This is a genomic window from Njordella calcicola, assembly GCF_056494125.1.
On record NZ_CM151396.1, the window covers coordinates 5,967,275 to 5,985,359 of the forward strand.

Here is an 18,085-nt window from a genome sequence, read left to right on the forward strand (position 1 = left end):
ATAGGCTCCACTTGGGTCTATCTTACTTAATCCAAGCCGTGCGCGTTTCTGACACGAGAAATTAGCAAAAACGCTGAATACCCATCATTCTCACTGAACGCCACCTGAAAAAAGGCAAGCACAGAAACGCCCCTACAGCTTACTCTACGAGACGATTACGATAATCGATCTTGTCCTCAGTGATCTCTGCTGCTTTAAGAGCCGCCAGCAATTCTCGTTCTGCTTGAGCCGTCGCGTTTGCAGTGCGCCATATCCGGACATGGATTCCCGTTGCATCACCAGGTAGCTCGCGTGCCAAACGTATCACCTCGTATAGGGCCACTTGTTGGCGATCGCTGGCCGCTTGTGCGTCTCCCGGCGACGCCACGGGTGCTGTCAGCAACAAGTAATTGTCTCCGTCAATCAGTACATCGGCCAGTGGAACTCCAACGTAGGAATTGGCTGTCGTATCAGGCTTGGCTGGGCGAGGTGTGCCTGCCAACGTTTCGACAAACTTATCTCCCGTATCGCTGATCGCGTCGGCCGCTTGTTCGACTTTGTCTGCTACTTGCTTATCCAGTGGCGTGTTGGGGTCTCGAAGACCGACATTGAACGTCAAAAATTGACTGGCTATCAGCAGCAAGGCACCGCCAGCGACCACAACGGGAACTGTTTTCTTCATGAGTGAGTTCTTTGCAATAGTTAAGGTGTGTTCTGTGCGGGATCGTTGGTGGGTCCCAACACGGTATATTCAAATCGAATCAGGGAAGCATCTGCCCGCATGCGATCAATGGCCCGAGGCAACCCATCAATCATACCTTGATACACACCAGCGGTTGCTCGAAGATCGTAAGAAGCGAGGATAATCACCAAGCCTTTTGGTTGTCGAATCTGTTTGTACGTACCAAACAGCCGTTCGGCAAATTCGCTGGCCCTTTCGGTTTGCCGCGTCGCTTCCAGGCGAAACGATTTATTTTCTTCTCCGGCGACCAGCACGATTTCCCCTGAGTTACGAGCATGTAGCAGCCACACTTCGGCGCGCTTGAGCAATTCATCATAGCCAGTGAAGAAGCGGACAATCTTCTCCGGGCTGGCCATTGCCAAGTCCTCCAGTCGACTCTCCATATCGCGGCGGTCATCGGTGGCCGAAGTTACCGTCGCCATACTTTGCAACGCAACACGCACGGCTTTGGTGAATTGCTGCATCTGGGCTTGTTGGTCGTTCAGCGCCAACTTTGATTCTTCTAACTTTGAATTGGAATCTTCCAATGCATCTCGCAACACGACATTGGCTGCTTGCAATCGCTCGCGGCGGTCCTCGAAGTCTTGCTGCAAGTTTGCCACCGCAGCTTGTTGCCTGGCCTCTGAATCGTCTTGTCGTTGACGCAGTTCTAGGAACTGAGCGAAAACAATGATCAGCAGCAGGTCGACCAATGCCGTAAGCTGGAAGCGAAGATTGCGTTGGTTGGAGATGTATCGAAGCATTCGCGCTGATGAGTCCCTGTAAGCTAACCTGTGGTTACGTGGGAAGGCGAAGCTGGCGTTGAATCAGAACGCTCCGGCTCAGATGCTAATTCGCGTTTTGCTCGAGCAACCGTTTCACGGACATGAAACCGATTCTCAGCCAAACGGCTAAAGCCTGGCTCAAGTAGACTGTTGATAAACATCAACACAATGGCGGCGACCAAGCCAGCGAACGTGCTCCAGATCGCATCGCCAAAGCGGCTCACGATCGCCGTGACCGTGCCTCCATCCGGCCCACCCAATGCAGCTCCAATGGCACAGATAGTTCCCAGCACACCGGCTAAAGGATACGCTTCAATCATGTTACGAGCAACATTCCAGAACGTCTCGAAGCGTAAAGATTGAAGATAGTCGCGCCGTTCATCCAAAATCTTCATTCGATCATACAACTGCTTCCGCTCGTTCGTAAGCTTTGGATTATTCAGGACGTCGTTGATGTCGGCCAGAAAGCCCTCAATCTGATCAGATAAATGTGCATGCCAATCCAAGTCGCTGCGATTGGGCAAGCCATCGGTAAATCGCTTGAGTGTCTGTGCAATGGTCGCACGCTCGCGATTGGACCACCAACGCAAGACAAAGAAGCCGATAAGATGGCCAATCGCAGCTAGTGCGATAGCGGTGGTCGAGAATCGTGAGACTTGCTCAAGCATCAGTAGTCAATCAATGGATGATGGTGGGACGTTTCTTCAAGTCTAATCCGTTAGGCAGTTGAACAAAACAGGAGTTTGCGACATAGTGAGGCCTTCGACTCTACTTTCTCGACGGATGTGACGGTGGCAGATGAAGCCCGAAGTTGTCGTTTTTGATGCGGTAGGCACGTTGCTCCATCTCGCACAACCGGTCGCTCATACCTATCGCCAAGCGTTTGCAAGTGCGGGCATAGTCGCTGACGAAACTGCTCTAGAGCGACAATTCCGGCAAGCCTTTTTCGATCATTTCGAAGATGCCAAGCGAATCTACATGCCCCGAAAGAACGACTTGGTCACCTCCGCCGAGGCAACTCAGGCACTACGGACCCTGGCCAGCGGTGGATCGAAGTGCGATGACACTTCGACAGATCAAGGTACAAGCCACATGCTCCAGCGCCTTCGAAGCACTTCTTCGCCCACAGACGAGGCGCACCAACGACGCTCATGGCAAAATACCGTTGCAGCTTGCATTCAGTTTTTTGAACCAATGGCCTCCGATGCACTCAAAGATCAAGTGTTCCACAACCTGTGGCACTCCTTCACACAGCCCGATGCTTGGACGATCGATCCAGCAGCAACCAAGATGTTCCAATCGCTGCAGCACCACCGTATCCCCTGGGCGATCGCTTCGAACTTCGATTCGCGATTGCAAGCGATCGTTGCTGCATTCCCAGAGCTCAACAGTTGCAACCGTGTTTACGATTCGGCTGCCGTTGGAGCAGCCAAGCCCAGCTCTGACTTCTACGAAAGAATCGAATTGGACTTCCAGCTCTCGCCGCCGCAGATCCTTATGATCGGGGACGACTGGCTTTCTGATTTCGTCGCGCCAGTTTGCAGAGGCTGGCAAGCCATTTGGATCGATCAGGCCAGCGCTAACAACTTATCACCGTTCCGTGTGCGAACGCTGAAGGATGCAATGCAAGAGTTAGCTCGGCGTTTGAGCCACAAATGAAAAAACGCCCGCGAACAAGCTGGGCGTTGAATGTAAATTTTTATTTTTTGCCACTGGCAACTATCAGACCGGCAGACCACCGGCAGACCCGTAGCAAACTAGTTCGTCAATTCGCTCTCAAAGCCTTCAGCCTTCAACGCTTCGATTGCCTTGGCTGCGTTAAACGAACTGGTGGTTGCGATGTAGACGACTGGGTTATCAATCGTGTTTGGGTCTTTCTGCTCGGCCAACGTCACGCCTTCTACGCCAGCTTCTTTTTCTAGTGCTTCCTTGACGGCTGGATAGCAACCATGTGGACAGTGCATCGACACCTTCATGCTGACCAATTGAGTTGATTTGTCGATGGAAGGCAACGCGGCAGATGTCGAGCCACTGCTTGTTTCTGCACCACCGGTGGCAGGTGGAGTTACCGGTGCCATCTCATCGCTAGCTGGAGGCGTGCAACCAACGGCAAAAAGACTCAAACCAAGAACAAACAGACCTAAAATTCGCATCTCAAAGCTCTCATGCATTAAGGAAACCTATGGATGGCACATCCACCCGTACATATAGTGCGACTACCGCACCTCAGCTTATTATAGCCCACGGCCACCCCTGCGGACAACCTATTAAGCAAATCAAATTTCGTTTCGAGCGCAACTGGCGTTACCCGTGTAAGATTTGACGCCGCTTTTCAAACCGTTGCAAATAAAGTTCGATAAACTCGCCAAGCTCCTGAATACTGGAAAGATCTTCGATTTTCTCTGGGATTGCAAGTCGTATGCGATCCGTCAGGCTAATCAAGCTTTCATCCAATTCGACCACTTCACGAAGCTTTTGAGCATCGACAACGTTTTTACCAAACCAACCGCTATATCCCTCGTAAGCCGCCAAAGTCTTCTGTTGGGCAACGTCCAGCTCTCCATGCAAACGATCGATAATGGACAACAAGTCGAAACTGTTCTGGTTCTTCAATGCCTTCATACGAGTGGACAGATCCGATTTGCACTCGCCTAATCGCTGAGCCAGAAGTTTGCGGATTTCGCGATCTTGCGACCGACGTTGCTCGTTCTCGGCATACCCGCTGTAACCAGGAACTAATGTGGACAGAGTCCTCACCAAAGCGTTGGGCGAATCGTTTGACATAATAGGTTCCAACTTCTCTACTTGGATCGAAGGCTGCCCTAGTGGCCAGCAGGGTTTGATCATCGCTCAATCTGCCTACAAACGCAACACCCTGACCAGTCCCACATCGTTACCTCGCACGACATTGGCCCGGACCGCAACGTTGCTGCGGTTCATCACAAGCACTTGGAGCCTGTCCCAAAACCCGAGAACAGGAATGAGATTCCAGCCCGTTGAGGTTTTTGGGATAGGCACTTAATGACAACCTGTCGGCTATCCAGCCAACTATCGGCCTTTGGGCTTCTCGCCAGCATTCATGAGATAAGCGAGCAAGTCCTTGAGCTCATCAGCGCTGAGGGACTCGATCAGTCCGGTGGGCATCTGAGAAACTTTAGATGCTGTAATCTCCTCGACATCATCCTTCTTGACGACAACTGGCTTCAATTCCGAATCGACCGTGTAGACATAGTACTCATCGCCAATTTCCACGGCGCGACCGACGAGCACCTTTCCATCCGCAGTCAAGATTTGCTGCGAACCGTATTGATCGGAAATCGCCTTGCTCGGTTCGATGATCGCGTCAAGCATATCTGCGACCGAAAACTTCTTCGCAGCCGTCGATAGATCCGGTCCAATTGCGCCGCCCTCACCAGCGATGCGATGGCACTTGGCACAACTGGTCGCATGGTAAAGATTCTTGCCCGATTCGAAGTTGCGATTCTTCAAGTCCGATCCGACGGCGGCGAGCGCTTCGGCAGAAGTCCACTTGCGACCTGGACCTTTGGGTGGCGTCGACTGGAAGGGGGCCGCCAGCAAAGATTTGCCGGTTATCGGCTCAAGAACAACTCGCTCCGCCGGAGTGCAGGTTTGCAACGCATCTTCACGGAACTGCATCAAGAATTTCCCAAAGCTATTTCCGCCGGGGTGATTGGCCGCCACCGGGAAAAATTCAAAGTAACGTTTCCGCAGGTCCATCGTCCAGCCCACGGTGGCGTTGCGAAGCATGAACGCAAAGTGAATCGCTCGTACAGGTGGCATGTCGGCGAGCATCTTACCAACCGTTCCGCCGTAACCTGCATTGCGAGTCACCAGGTAACCCCAATCCGGAATCGGCTCCGCGCCCAGGTTATCCATGATCGCTAGCGTCTTGGTCACCACGTTGGGCGACTTCAGATAAACAAGCAACTGCACCAACTCAGCATTCACTTCATAAGTCGAAGCGGGGTAGCTGGCGTCGAGCCGCGTAGCGAGCTTCGTGCGCCACGCATCCGAAGGTTCACCGTGCCGCGCAAAAGCAACTTGCAGCGTTCGCAGATACGCCAACTGCTCGTCTTGTGCCATCGATTCGTAGTTCAGCTTCGCTAAGCTCTCAAGCAACGGATCGAGAGCCTTCGCGGAACCTTGTCGAGCGACAGCCAGCATGGCAGTGATGACTGGGCGAGTTTCCTTCAGTCCGAATGCGCGGTCGCGCCAAGAGGTGAAGGGTTGGCTTTCGAGAGCGATACGAGCCGCGTAGCGAATGAAGCGATCTTCGTGTCCAAGATTGGCAAGAATCAGATCCAAGTCGCCGTTGGTTTGCCCGTGGAAGGCCTCCAAGCGATCACGAAGTGCACGCTGTTCCGCTCCCGAGTTGTCGACGGGTGCTGGAGCCGTTGATTCCTTACCGACATAGCTGACCCGATAGAGCGACGACTGCGTACCACGTCCACCGGCCGCAAAGTACAACGCGCCATCATTACCAACGACTGCATCGGTAACAGGGAGTGGCGAACCGGTCACAAAGTCCGACTTGACGCCGCGATAGCTCGAACCTTCGGGGGTCAACTCGATCGAGTAGATGGTGCTGTAAGTCCAATCGAGGATGAAGAGCGAGCGTTGATACTTGGCAGGAAACCTTGCTCCCGTTCCGAACACGATGCCAGTCGGAGAACCAGGACCGATGTCGACCGCAGCGGGTAGCGAGTCTTCATAGTAGGCGGGCCATTTTCCGGTTCCACTCCGCCAGCCGAATTCGCTGCCGCTAGTCGCATGACAGACACGTGTGGGGCGATACCAGGGGGAACCAAAGTCCCACTCCATGTCCGCATCGTAAGTGAACAGTTCACCGACAGGGTTAAAGGCGATGTCATATTGGTTGCGGTATCCCATGCTGAAGACCGTCCATTGCTTGCCACTTGGATCGACATTACAAATCCATCCACCCGGGGCAAGAATACCGGCAGCATGTCCGTTTGCATCCCAACGACGTGGCAGCAAATGATCTTCGTTCCAGTTTTGAGGGATCTTACTACCAACAACTGCATCGGGGAGTTTGGTGTGATTGCCTGCGCATATAAAGAGCGATTTTCCGTCAGGGCTGAGGATGACCGCGTGGGGACCGTGTTCGCCGCCACCGGGAACAAACATGACATGTTCGCCGCTATCCACTTTGCCATCGCCATCGGAATCGCGAAGGCGATGCAAACCCGACTTGTCGCCGCCATTGACAACTGCATAGAGCGAATCGAAGGCCCACAACAGCCCTTGGGCACCGCTGAGATCCACCGGTAACTTCTCCACCGTCGTAGCTCGTGTCGCATCGCCGGGTGTGATCAGGAACAAACCGGCTCCGGCTTGGTCGCTGGCAATTAGTCTCCCTTGGGGATCGGTTGTCAGTGCGACCCACGAACCCATCGCTTTGGGAACATTGAAGATCTTTTCAATTTTAAAACCTTCAGGAACTTGAGCATTCTCAGCAACTACCGGTAGGAACTCGCCCCCTTCGTTGCTGCCGAAGGCGTTGAGCAATGCATCGCGATCGACGTTCGCCCAAGGCAGATTGCCGGCGCCGATCTTGCCAAGTTCACGCGCTGCGGCCCATTTCGAGTCGTCGAAATCAGCAGCGCGCCATTTGCCTTTGGCATCGCTGGCTACTTTCCAACTTGCATCCGTTGCAATGTCCTGTTTACCCGAATCAGTAACGATATGCAGAACTGCAATAGCACCCGCAGCACCGCCATCGTTGCGAGCTGACACGGCGATGACGTTCTTTCCCGCCTTGACGTTGCGAGTTACTTCAGCGGTTGCAAAGGCAGCCCAGTCGTCGGACGATGCAACTTTCCGGTCGTTGATGAACACTTCGCAGTGATTGTCCGCAGTCGCTGCTACAAAGGCTTGTTTGATCGTCCCTTCGACAGTGAACTCGCGGCGCAGGGAAATCCGCTCACCATCCTTCGGTTCGCCCAGCCAGACCCAGCTCGGAACCGCAGTGATCGCGGGCGCTTTCTTGGCTGCGTCTGTAGGGGGTTGGGCTGAGACGGGACACAGTCCGCAGCACAAAATCGTGAGAGAGATGCAGAGTAGCGTTGTCGTCTTGTTCACTGAAAAGCTCCGAGGTCGGTGGGGTGAGTTGCATCTCGTCGCTTGACTAAATTGCGAGAGGTGACAAACGGGGTGTGCTGGTGTGTGGAATCGTAGAATCGAGGACTAAAGTGCTGCTACTTTAGCCCCACTTGCAAGGCGGGTGGTGTCTTATCGCTGAAGGAAATTTCCATAAGTGCTCGTCTCGTAGTTTCGACTGGTATTTCCATTCCACGAGCTCGAACGACTTAGCAGGGAATCTACGACGACACCGCACTTAGTGTAATCAAATTTCACTAGCATGGACATCGGAGTTTCGATTGCTGCGGGCTTTGTCACCGGTGGAGCGACCATTGGTGCTTGCAGTGCCAACCTTGCCAGAATCGGAGTCACCGCAGCTCGTGTGTTCAACGCGGCAAGTATGATCGGTGGAGCGGGTAGTGCGGTGGGTAGGATTCAGGACATGAGCAAGAATGGATTCACCGCTGGTGGCATTGCGGGTGTGGCGCTGGACATTCTTCCATTCGCCTCAGCGGGCGTCGGTAAGGTCGCCAAGATGGCGGGCAAAGCTCAGTGGCTGAACTTCGGCGGCTGCTTTGTGGCCGGAACGCTCGTTCGAGTGGAGGCTTCAGGGCTCAGGCTTCAGGCGACAGACGGAGAAATGATAGCGGCACAGCGCGAGCTGTCCGGTGTCATGATCGCTACAGAACGTTTGGCGTCACTCAACGAGCGTTTGACGTTGGCGACGGTTTCTTCAGACCTGGAACTGAAACACGGAGCCACCGAGTTCACAGAGTTTGACTCAAGCACCATTGACACAACTCTGGCTCCCTTCGCCCCTGTCTTCAGGGGAGAAGGGCTGGGGATGAGGGGCGGCGAGAAGTTTGAATTCGGAAGTGGGAAGTTTGAAAGCTCGGCCCTCGATCAAGCGTTAATGGATTACGAAGCGGATGCTATCGAAGACTTCCTCCTCACGTCTCAAGCCTCCAACCTCCTACCTATCGAAGCTGTTCCACTCGGTGCTCGCATTGCAACGAAGAATCCCAAGCCGTGGGAGATTGATGATAGCTTCGCCGAACCAGATGCATCATGGCTGAAGATTGGCATGACGGTTGTCAAAGCCAACGGGTCTGTCGTCGATGTTGAATTGCTACGACCAAGTGATTGGCTGGGTGAGTTTGCACTGATAGAGGGTGCAAGGGTTGACCTGAAGATCACTGAACTTGATGTGGATGGATCTGCGACAATAACATCGGTCGAACCATGTCCGCCGATTGCAGAAGGTGAAGGTAGTGTTGTTATCGGTCGCTTTGCAACGCGACGAGTCGACGAGATCGTCACGCTTGTTCTAAGAAGCGAATCGGGGCGTGAAGAGGAGCTTAGCGGTACTTCGATTCACCCGATCTGGTCGATGCATCGCAACGACTGGGTTCCGATGGGAGAACTCGACGTTGGCGAAGTGTTGCTTGGTCATGATGAATCCGTCACGATCATCGCCAAACGTATCATCCAGCGACCCACGCCCGTTTACAACATCGAAGTCTTCGGCGAACATGTGTATGAAGTCGCCTCGCTCGGAGTGCTGGTGCATAATGCAGCTGATGATTGTATAAAGTTATCTTCAAGAAATCCAGTTCCAAAGCAGATCCGTGAAGCTTACGAAGAAATCAAACTTGGACGAGGTGTTCCTCGTGTAGATAGTAATACCGGACTGCAGAAAATATTTCAAGCGAATGAATTGAAGCAAGTAAGTGGTTCGGCTCGAAATCGTTGGGCTGGAAGTAAAGAGTGGGATGTTCCTGGAACTGACCACCGAATTCTGGAGCGTTTGGATGGAGTCTTTGGTTATGTCGTCCATCATCAATACCGTACACCAAGGGTGTTTCCAAAACCTTGGTACCCCGACGGTTATTAACACTACTACATGATAAGATTAACATTTGAATTTAGTTATAGGAAGAACGACGCAGAGAGCAATTTCATCGTTGAGCTTGATGTTCGCGAACATGCACATCTTGTTGTTGATGATCCACTTCGCGAAGAGTGGTGCTTTGCAATATTACAGGATGTAATAGAGGGACTTGAAACAGAAGAAGGACTCAGAGAAGAGCGAATTGCAATTCGCATCGTAGATTCGGATGGAAAGATTTATGTCGACACTTTATCGAACAACAAATAGCAGATCGATCCCCCACTTGGTTCTCGCATCGCGACGAAGAATCCGCGTGATTGGGAAGTTCAGCCAAGTGTTGGAGTGGCTGGTGAAGATTGGTACGAGATCCACGCGACGATCGTTCGGACTGATGGCAATCGCGTCGAATTTGAGCTTCTGCGGCCGGAGTCTTGGGTTCAAGAGCAAGGGCTGGCGCTGGGTGGCGAGCTGCGGCTGCACCTGGCGGAACTGAATGTCGATGGCTTGGCGGTGATCGCCAAGCTGGATCGGCGCGATGAGATTGATGCGAGCAATATTGAACTTGGTAATCTAGTCACGGGGCGCTTCAAGACGCTTGGGTCGATGAATGTCGTCAAGGCGATCTTTCGTGACGACACTAACATTGTATCTTTATCGCGGTCACAGCTATGCGCGACTCCGTAGCTGGCTGCGAAGATCGGCGGTCATCTTCTGCAACTGCTCCAGCGATTGTCCTTGTAAAGCAGTTTCGTCGCTCAATGGAACGCCAAGTATTTCCTGTAGTGTTCGAATCAACTTGATCTCGCCCTGTATGGTACCTTCCAGCCGCCCAAGATCCCTGCCTTCCTCGCGAGCATCGATCAGGCCGGATTCGAAATCGAGTGCAGCTTTTTCTCTTGAATCGTACATGTGCTTCTCCACCGTTACTTGATTGATCTCCGTCAACTGCCGCGTCGCTTGCAAGAACTCTAAGCCTTCAGCGTAAACGGATTAAGGAATTCCACGGACTGAATCGGATTGGGTAATTTGAGGATCGAATTGAGCAAACTGATGAGGCATATTTCGTTGCCTGGCTTGCCGAAAATTTTCTTAAATGCGAAATCAATCCAAGCTCGAATGCCAATCTTCATGGACACAATTTCGCTCCTCGCAGATGTCGAACTAAGGCAAAGTTGCAGTCATTGCCTGACGGACCTGGATTGTATCGCTAGTTGGGGAGGTTGCTAGTGAGGCGCTGGCCATTCTTCCATTCGCCTCAGCGGCCGCTGGTAAGGTCGCCAAGATGGCGGGCAAAGCTCAGTGGCTGAACTTCGGCGGCTGCTTTGTGGCCGGAACGCCCGTGAGAGTCGAGGCTTCAGGAGTCAGCAGTCAGGTATCAGGCTTCAGGTATCAGGCGTCCAAAGGAGAAATTGTAGGTGCCCTACACGAGCAGTCAGGTCTTGTTCAGGAGTCCGGATGGTCTGCTTCATCCGCTATGCATACAACTCTGGCTCCCTTCGCCCCTGTCTTCAGGGGAGAAGGGCTGGGGATGAGGGGCGATGGGAAGTTTGAAGTCGGAAGTGGGAAGTTTGAAAGCTCGGCCCTCGATCAAGCTTTGATGGATTACGAAGCTGATTCGTTCGAAGACTTCCTCCTCACGTCTCATGCCTCCAACCTCCCGCCTATCGAAGCTGTTCCACTTGGTGCTCGCATTGCAACGAAGAATCCCAAGCCGTGGGAGTTCGATGATAGCTTCAACGAGCCAGATGCATCATGGTTCAAGATTGGCATGACGGTTGTCAAAGCGAACGGGTCTGTCGTCGATGTTGAATTGCTACGACCAAGTGATTGGTTGGGTGAGTTTGCACTACAAGAGGGTGCAAGGATTGACCTGAAGATCACTGAACTTGATGTGGATGGATCTGCGACAATAACATCGGTCGAACCATGTCCGCTGATTGCAGAAGGTGAAGGTAGTGTTGTTATCGGTCGCTTTGCAACGCGACGAGTCGACGAGATCGTCACGCTTGTTCTGCGAAGTGAATCGGGCCGCGAAGAAGAGCTCAGCGGCACATCGATTCATCCGATCTGGTCGATGCATCGAAACGACTGGGTTCCGATGGGAGAACTCGACGTTGGTGAAGTGTTGCTTGGTCATGATGAATCGGTCACTGTCGTCGCCAAACGCACTACCCAGCGTCCTACTCCCGTGTACAACATCGAAGTCCACGGCGAGCATGTCTATGAAGTTGCCGCGGTGGGTGTGTTGGCGCATAATGCGGCTTTAGCTTGTGTACAAACTGGAAAAATTGGAGAATTAGTTGCAGGAATATCGGGTGCCAAAAAAGGAATTGCATCTCTTCTGCGGCCTGGCACTATCCGGTTTCCCGATAAACTAACGAAATCGTACTTACGCGAGGTAAAGAATGTAAAGTATCAGCACTTGTCCACCCAGCTACGAGATTACATGCAAATTGCAGCTGAAACGAATCGCAAGATGATTCTTATCGTGCGCCACAATACTGTCTTATCCTCGAATCTTCAACAGTACGTCGATGATGGAATCATTCATTTAATTAGAAAGCGGTCACTGTGAAACCCGGAATACTAATAGCAAAATTATTCTCTACAAAATCAGTTGGCTCCGCAGACTGCGCCCGAACTATACATTCTGTGTTAGATGAATCGAGCCTTCGGCCGGAAAAAATCTGCACGGATGACACAAGTAGCTTTCCTTTTGAAGACATATCGAGGTTTGAACGTGTTTGGAACACAGAAACATCTTTACCCTTTGGATCAATTTTTTCCTCCCGACAAAAGTCACCAAAAGTACGTGGGTTAGTTCTACTGTTCAACACGACGCACAAAGCATGTAAAACGCAAATATCAATATCAGAGTATCCACTAAGTCTAAAATATCGCCCAGCGCTTCAGTCCTTCCTGGAATCGCTTATGTGCGAACTGCCTCTTGAGTATGGGTTTATGTGCCAAAGCGATGAGTTTATGGAAAAAAACATGAAGTTCAATGTGAGGTTATCGAAGCAGTACACCCAAGACGTGCAAGTCAAAGGGATGGACTGGCCAAAGCAATTTCCAGGAATCTATTGGATCAATTACTTCAGCAAATCGTACTTGCGCCAGCATTTTCCCAATATCAAATTACACTCTAAGCAAATGACCGATATCGGAAAATGCGTGCGCTATGGACCGCTGCTAGACTGTTACGAATGGGCTTGTCAAGCTCGATTAGAACTAGACGCAGAATTAACTGCATCGTTTGGTGATGAATCGTTCTACAGGCCGAAATCAGGTGCTCGTCGAAATGCCAGTAGCGATTAAAATTCGTATTCGAGGTTAAAACAGTCATCGTGGGGCGACAATCGTTCGCACCGATGGCAATCGCGTCGAAGTCGAACTTCTGCGGCCCGAGTCGTGGGTTCGGAAGGAGGCGATCGAGGTCGGTCAGACTCTACGGCTGCATCTGGCGGAACTGAATGTCGATGGCTTGGCGGCGATCACCAAGCTGGAACGTCGCGATGATATTGACGCGAGCGATGTAGACCTTGGCAATCTAGTCACCGGTCGCTTCAAGACGCTGGGGGCGATGAATGTCGTCCAGGCGATCTTCAGTGATGGGACTGAGATTGTTGGTACCGACATTCACCCGGTGTGGAGCGTAGATCGTCAAGATTGGATCGCACTGGGTGAGTTGCAGGAATACGAGCGTGTGCAGACTCGCTCCGGTGCGATCCATCTGTTATCATTGCAACAAGCACTACCCGCTGACGTCTTCAACATCGAAGTCGATTGTCACCACGTCTACGAAGTCGGCAACGCTGGCGTGCTGGTGCATAATGCGTACCACCATGTGGTCTCGCATTATTCGAACGCCCGACGCGGGTGGACTCGGAATTGGAGTGCGGAAGCAAGAGACATACTCAAGAACGCAGATATTAAACTGCACGGCAAGATCAATCTCCGCGATATAAAAGACCATACCGGCCCGCATCCTGAACTCTATCATAAGCGCGTCTTTCAACGGCTTGAACAGGCAGTTGAGGATTTAACGCCTCACACTCCAGAGTACACAAAAGCAGCAACCGACGAAATCAATCGCATAGTATCAATCTTGAAGACTAACCCCAGAGACGCATTGAAAGGTATCGGTTTATGATGAAGTATTCATTTGCAGAATGGATTCCTGCTTTCCCGCCGCATGACAAGGGTGAACCGTGGAGCGCTCGCTTTGGTGTCGTCAACTTCAATGGATATCGGATGCGAGAGGGAAAGGCTTTGCCATCATGGGATCCTCAAACCCGCGCTTATACTCCGGATGGCCCTGATGTGTCCTTGGATTTTATGTTTGCGGATCATGCATGGCCGCTCTTCTCGTCGAAGTTGCGAAAGTTGCTTGAGAAAGTTTGCCCAGACGCTTTTCAGTTTTTACCGATTGTCTTTGGACCAAAGAATGATGCGTATCTAAATAGGGATTTTTCACTTGGCCAGGCCTTGCATTTGATCGACGGCTTGGATCGCGTTAATACGAAAGTTGATAATGGTGATTGGACGCCCAGGCCAAACGGTTCGTTCTATACTCAATACCCTTACTACGTCCACTACGAACGAGTTAAGGACTATCCAGTCTTTCGGCTACTAGGTAGTTCTGTTCAACTCTTCATTCGCAGCGACATTCAAAAGGCGATTGAGGATTCGGGTTACACGGGAAGTCGATTTGATCGTGACCACCCCATTTGCACATGAGAGAAGACAATGAGCGAAGAAGAGGATTTAGCCGCGCAGCAGTGGTATGACACTAAGGCACAGACGCTAGAAAAACTACTTGGCAAGCAGCACGAGATGGTGATGCACGCGGTCATTCCGTACGAAGGCGGTGGTGCGCTAGATCTATACTATTTCGAACAATCACCAACCGGTACCGCAATTGCAACGCTTGAGCTTGCCGATTCGCCTGACAGTGGGCCATCAAACGACGCGTTCGTGTCTTATGAGATGGCCATGTTCACGAAAGCAAAGCTCAACCTAGATGATGCGCACGAACCAACGACACCGTTCGGCAAGGCGCATGAGCGGATCAATGCTTTGTTAAACACGCTCGGACCATATTCGATGGAAGCAATGCTGAACCGATTCGACACGTGTGAGTTTCCGGCAGAGTTCGAGGAGATCGGTGGTTGTTGCTTGATCTTCGATGCGCTCGGTGCGCAGGACGAGCAATGCGAGTTTGGACTCATGGTACCGATCGAAATCCACCGATCCGAAATGGAATACGCGCGAAACGAAGGGGGCGGTGCATTGATCGAGAAGTTGAAGGCTGCTGGGTATCATCCGTTTTCAGATTTAGATAGAGAGCCTGTGGTGTAAGTCATTCGAGAAGCATCAAATTTGCTTTGCGAAGCGTGTTGAAGCTGAACTGTATCGACACGATGGAATCGTATTGACCGGTGAGTTGGTTGGCTTGCAAATATCACGAGAGTTAATCGGGCGGATGCAGGCCTAGTCCTGACCATAAGAATCGAAGGTCAACTAGTTGAGTACGATTCATGCGTAACAACTTGATCGTAACCAGGGCGATGTCCGTAAGCCCAACGATCAACGTACCGTTGACTGACCAATCAAAATGTTCCTTCCATCCGTCTAGCTGTGGATGGAATAATCGAGTCTCCAACCCATTATCCGCATTTCCGCTTACCCGATTTGCCTTATGCCGATTGCACATTGGGCACGCAAGACAAAGATTACTGAATTCGGTCAGGCCACCAAGAGACCTTGGAAGGATATGCTCAACTTCAAAGGTAACAACTGTCAGCGACTCGCTGGTTTGGCAGTAAGCGCATCGAGTCCGGAAATGGCGGCGGACCGTCCGCCTGAGTTCGACCGGAACGTATTCGCTCAAAGCTATTCCTCTGAGTTGATTTGGTGCAACAGCATAGCAGCGCGCGCTTTGACGAGATTGAGTTCGTCAATATTCCTCAGCAGTAGATCCAACTCTTCCGTCTCGTTTGCAGAAAGGGACCCTTCCTTGCTCCTTTGAAGGAGTTGGTCCAAACGGAACTGATTCTTCGGCGCGATTGCCATCTCTGCTAGGGCAGACAGTCCATCAGCAGTTAAGGGCAAGCTCACTTCACTGGACATACCAATTTCCTCTTGCAAGTTAGAATTTCCACCGTTGAAGGATAGCATGAAACAATCTGAGAATCCATCTCGATGTACATGGGAAATTGAGCTGAACCAGGCTTCCAGGCGTCCTGCTTTTAGGCAGAAGGCTAGCTAAGCGTCAACATTGGCAGGTCTGCACGCAAATTCAATTGCCCGACGACAGTTAAACTTTCTGGTTATGGCAGCAATGCTGGAACCTGGGATCTGAAGCTTACTTCGGCCATCCGGCGCTTACGGAGTACAACTGACCGGATTCTCCGGGTCAACGACTGTCAACCGTCAACTGCAGAATGTCTACCAGTGGACTAAGACCGGCTACTACCAAGACCCTTACTCCCCGTCCTCGGGCACCGCTACCGATACCAAGGGCTTTAAGCTAAACAACGGCACGTATAGCTTGAACTCTGCTTCCGGGAGCGTGACCTTCAGCGGGACGCGTGGCTTTTACGCCAGCGGGGGCGCGTGGGGCAACTCCAACAATACCAACACCGCCTTCAGCGAACAGGTGATGGTGAATCTTGAACCTTATGCGTACATCGGCGTCACGCAGATGGTTGTGAATGCCGCCATGGACATCTATCAGTGGATGAACGATGCGGTCACGGATTTCTTGAACTCGATGTTGCAGGACAACTCCGATCCGGGTGGTTTAGCTCAATACAATGAATGGCTAACCATGGATGCCAAAGCGGAGTTCCGCAGTAAAGTCCGAGGCTTCGTCGATGGCTTTACGGAAGGAACCGGTTTGAGTTTCTTCGTCGGCAAGTATGGTCCGGTGGCTGGTCACGAACAAGCTTACTCCAAAGGCTACGTGGCAGGGATGGTGACGGGCATTGGAGTTTCGATTGCTGCGGGCTTTGTCACCGGTGGAGCGACCATTGGTGCTTGCAGTGCCAACCTTGCCAGAATCGGAGTCACCGCTGCTCGTGTGTTCAACGCGGCAAGTATGATCGGTGGAGCGGGTAGTGCGGTGGGTAGGATCCAGGACATGAGCAAGAATGGATTCACCGCTGGTGGCATTGCGGGTGTGGCGCTGGACATTCTTCCATTCGCCTCAGCGGGCGTCGGTAAGGTCGCCAAGATGGCGGGCAAAGCCCAGTGGCTGAACTTCGGCGGCTGCTTTGTGGCCGGAACGCTCGTTCGAGTCGAGGCTTCAGGAGTCAGCAGTCAGGTATCAGGCTTCAGGTATCAGGCGTCCAAAGGAGAAATTGTAGGTGCCCTACACGAGCAGTCTGGTCTTGTTCAGGAGTCCGGATGGTCTGCTTCATCCGAGATGAATACAACTCTGGCTCCCTTCGCCCCTGTCTTCAGGGGAGAAGGGCTGGGGATGAGGGGCGATGGGAAGTTTGAATTCGGAAGTGGGAAGTTTGAAAGCTCGGCCCTCGATCAAGCGTTGATGGATTATGACGCTGACGCTATCGAAGACTTCCTCTTCACGTCTCAAGCTTCCAACCTCCTGCCTATCGAAGCCGTTCCACTTGCATCTCGCATTGCGACGAAGAATCCGCGAGATTGGGAAGTCCGGCCAAGTGTTGCGGTGGCCGGTGAAGCTTGGTACGAGATCCATGCAACGATCGTGCGGACCGATGGCAATCGCGTCGAAGTTGAACTACTACGGCCGGAGTCGTGGGTTCGGGATGAAGGCATTGAGCTGGGTGGCGAGCTGCGGCTGCACCTGGCGGAACTGAATGTCGATGGCTTGGCGGTGATCACCAAGCTGGATCGGCGCGATGATATTGACCAGTGCGATATTGAGCTTGGCAATCTAGTCACAGGTCGCTTCAAGACGCTGGGGGCGATGAATGTCGTCAAGGCGATCTTCAGTGATGGGACTGAGATTGTTGGTACCGACATTCACCCGGTGTGGAGCGTAGATCGTCAAGATTGGATCGCACTGGGTGAGTTGCAGGAATACGAGCGTGTGCAGACTCGCTCCGGTGCGATCCATCTGTTATCATTGCAACAAGCACTACCCGCTGACGTCTTCAACATCGAAGTCGATTGTCACCACGTCTACGAAGTCGGCGACATTGGCGTGCTGGTGCATAATGCGTGTGCTCCCTTGCGTGCTGAATTGATTAGCAAGTGGGGCGATAAGTTTATGGATGGCATGCAGGCGGCTCACATCATCCCAAAGAACGGTTGGAGTTGGGCTGATAAAGATCTTAAAAAGATCATCGGCCGCGTTACGAAGATGGGTTTGATCGATGATGTGGCAAACGGATTTGCGTCAACCGCCGGACATGCAGGAACGCATACCATGGCTTATGTCGATGATTTGATTGAAGTTATGAAAGATCTCAAAACCGTGGACGAAATCAAGGCAGGCATCAACATCCTTTGGTCACGTATCAAGGCTGGTAAATACGTTGATTATGCATTGGATGTCGTGGGCTAGCGGCATATGGACTTTGTTACCTGACCTACATA

General features: G+C 52.0%; 20 protein-coding genes. 10 read left to right on the forward strand and 10 right to left on the reverse strand.

From position 1 onward, the window contains the following. Positions 1–139: 139 nt before the first annotated feature. The 3 genes from SH302x_RS22995 to SH302x_RS23005 are packed head-to-tail and all read right to left on the reverse strand — an operon-like array spanning position 140 to position 2,153. A complete protein-coding gene (locus SH302x_RS22995) occupies positions 140–661 on the reverse strand; it encodes a hypothetical protein (RefSeq protein ID WP_479365152.1) in 522 nt (173 codons plus the stop codon). A gap of 20 nt (positions 662–681) precedes the next feature. Next, the gene (locus SH302x_RS23000; protein ID WP_479365153.1) at positions 682–1,464 is read right to left on the reverse strand and encodes an HlyD family secretion protein; all 783 of its coding nucleotides are present in this window, start codon (positions 1,462–1,464) and stop codon (positions 682–684) included. 23 nt (positions 1,465–1,487) lie between these two features. Next, positions 1,488–2,153 carry a MotA/TolQ/ExbB proton channel family protein gene (locus tag SH302x_RS23005; protein WP_479365155.1) on the reverse strand — a complete coding sequence of 222 codons (666 nt, stop codon included), beginning with the start codon at positions 2,151–2,153 and terminating at the stop codon, positions 1,488–1,490. Positions 2,154–2,283: 130 nt separating this feature from the next. On the opposite strand from SH302x_RS23005, the gene SH302x_RS23010 reads away from it, so the two are divergent. Then, on the forward strand, positions 2,284–3,144 hold the full coding sequence (locus tag SH302x_RS23010; protein WP_479365156.1) for an HAD-IA family hydrolase: 861 nt from the start codon (positions 2,284–2,286) through the stop codon (positions 3,142–3,144). Between the two features lie 98 nt (positions 3,145–3,242). Here the strand turns inward: SH302x_RS23010 and SH302x_RS23015 are convergent, their stop codons facing one another. The 3 genes from SH302x_RS23015 to SH302x_RS23025 form a co-directional block, all read right to left on the reverse strand. Beyond that, on the reverse strand, positions 3,243–3,656 hold the full coding sequence (locus SH302x_RS23015; RefSeq protein ID WP_479365158.1) for a heavy-metal-associated domain-containing protein: 414 nt from the start codon (positions 3,654–3,656) through the stop codon (positions 3,243–3,245). A gap of 133 nt (positions 3,657–3,789) precedes the next feature. Continuing rightward, positions 3,790–4,269: a hypothetical protein gene (locus tag SH302x_RS23020; protein WP_479365159.1), complete on the reverse strand. Its 480-nt coding sequence runs from the start codon at positions 4,267–4,269 to the stop codon at positions 3,790–3,792. 264 nt (positions 4,270–4,533) lie between these two features. Further along, the gene (locus tag SH302x_RS23025) at positions 4,534–7,608 is read right to left on the reverse strand and encodes a c-type cytochrome (RefSeq protein ID WP_479365160.1); all 3,075 of its coding nucleotides are present in this window, start codon (positions 7,606–7,608) and stop codon (positions 4,534–4,536) included. Between the two features lie 280 nt (positions 7,609–7,888). Here SH302x_RS23025 and SH302x_RS23030 point away from each other — a divergent pair, with 280 nt between their 5' ends. The 3 genes from SH302x_RS23030 to SH302x_RS23040 all read left to right on the forward strand — a co-directional run bounded on the left by SH302x_RS23030 (position 7,889) and on the right by SH302x_RS23040 (position 10,183). Beyond that, complete coding sequence (locus SH302x_RS23030; RefSeq protein WP_479365162.1) at positions 7,889–9,502, forward strand: polymorphic toxin-type HINT domain-containing protein; 1,614 nt, start codon at positions 7,889–7,891, stop codon at positions 9,500–9,502. A 9-nt stretch (positions 9,503–9,511) separates the two neighbouring features. Further along, a complete protein-coding gene (locus SH302x_RS23035) occupies positions 9,512–9,766 on the forward strand; it encodes a hypothetical protein (protein ID WP_479365164.1) in 255 nt (84 codons plus the stop codon). Between the two features lie 75 nt (positions 9,767–9,841). Further along, entirely contained in the window at positions 9,842–10,183 is a 342-nt protein-coding gene (locus tag SH302x_RS23040; RefSeq protein ID WP_479365166.1) for a hypothetical protein, read from the forward strand. On the opposite strand, the gene SH302x_RS23045 is transcribed toward SH302x_RS23040, so the two are convergent. Then, complete coding sequence (locus tag SH302x_RS23045; RefSeq protein WP_479365168.1) at positions 10,166–10,408, reverse strand: hypothetical protein; 243 nt, start codon at positions 10,406–10,408, stop codon at positions 10,166–10,168. The two genes, SH302x_RS23040 and SH302x_RS23045, sit on opposite strands and share 18 nt — an antisense overlap. Positions 10,409–10,467: 59 nt before the next feature. Further along, a complete protein-coding gene (locus SH302x_RS23050) occupies positions 10,468–10,629 on the reverse strand; it encodes a PD-(D/E)XK nuclease family transposase (protein ID WP_479369308.1) in 162 nt (53 codons plus the stop codon). Positions 10,630–10,781: 152 nt separating this feature from the next. Between SH302x_RS23050 and SH302x_RS23055 the strand changes: the two genes are divergently transcribed. The 5 genes from SH302x_RS23055 (at position 10,782) to SH302x_RS23075 (ending at position 14,860) form a co-directional block, all read left to right on the forward strand. Beyond that, positions 10,782–12,074, forward strand: a complete 1,293-nt coding sequence (locus tag SH302x_RS23055; RefSeq protein ID WP_479365170.1) for a putative toxin — start codon at positions 10,782–10,784, stop codon at positions 12,072–12,074. Between the two features lie 356 nt (positions 12,075–12,430). Further along, positions 12,431–12,817 carry a hypothetical protein gene (locus tag SH302x_RS23060; RefSeq protein ID WP_479365171.1) on the forward strand — a complete coding sequence of 129 codons (387 nt, stop codon included), beginning with the start codon at positions 12,431–12,433 and terminating at the stop codon, positions 12,815–12,817. Positions 12,818–12,983: 166 nt separating this feature from the next. After that, a complete protein-coding gene (locus SH302x_RS23065; RefSeq protein ID WP_479365173.1) occupies positions 12,984–13,652 on the forward strand; it encodes an AHH domain-containing protein in 669 nt (222 codons plus the stop codon). Next, a complete protein-coding gene (locus SH302x_RS23070; protein ID WP_479365175.1) occupies positions 13,649–14,239 on the forward strand; it encodes an imm11 family protein in 591 nt (196 codons plus the stop codon). Before SH302x_RS23065 ends, SH302x_RS23070 begins: the two co-directional genes overlap by 4 nt. A 9-nt stretch (positions 14,240–14,248) precedes the next feature. Then, on the forward strand, positions 14,249–14,860 hold the full coding sequence (locus SH302x_RS23075) for a suppressor of fused domain protein (RefSeq protein ID WP_479365176.1): 612 nt from the start codon (positions 14,249–14,251) through the stop codon (positions 14,858–14,860). Between the two features lie 112 nt (positions 14,861–14,972). Here SH302x_RS23075 and SH302x_RS23080 read toward each other — a convergent pair whose 3' ends face one another. Continuing rightward, the gene (locus SH302x_RS23080) at positions 14,973–15,392 is read right to left on the reverse strand and encodes an HNH endonuclease (RefSeq protein ID WP_479365178.1); all 420 of its coding nucleotides are present in this window, start codon (positions 15,390–15,392) and stop codon (positions 14,973–14,975) included. A gap of 2 nt (positions 15,393–15,394) precedes the next feature. Beyond that, on the reverse strand, positions 15,395–15,631 hold the full coding sequence (locus SH302x_RS23085; protein ID WP_479365180.1) for a hypothetical protein: 237 nt from the start codon (positions 15,629–15,631) through the stop codon (positions 15,395–15,397). Positions 15,632–16,052: 421 nt separating this feature from the next. On the opposite strand from SH302x_RS23085, the gene SH302x_RS23090 reads away from it, so the two are divergent. Continuing rightward, positions 16,053–18,053, forward strand: coding sequence for a hypothetical protein (locus SH302x_RS23090; RefSeq protein ID WP_479365181.1), 2,001 nt, complete (start codon positions 16,053–16,055; stop codon positions 18,051–18,053). Positions 18,054–18,085 lie beyond the last annotated feature (32 nt).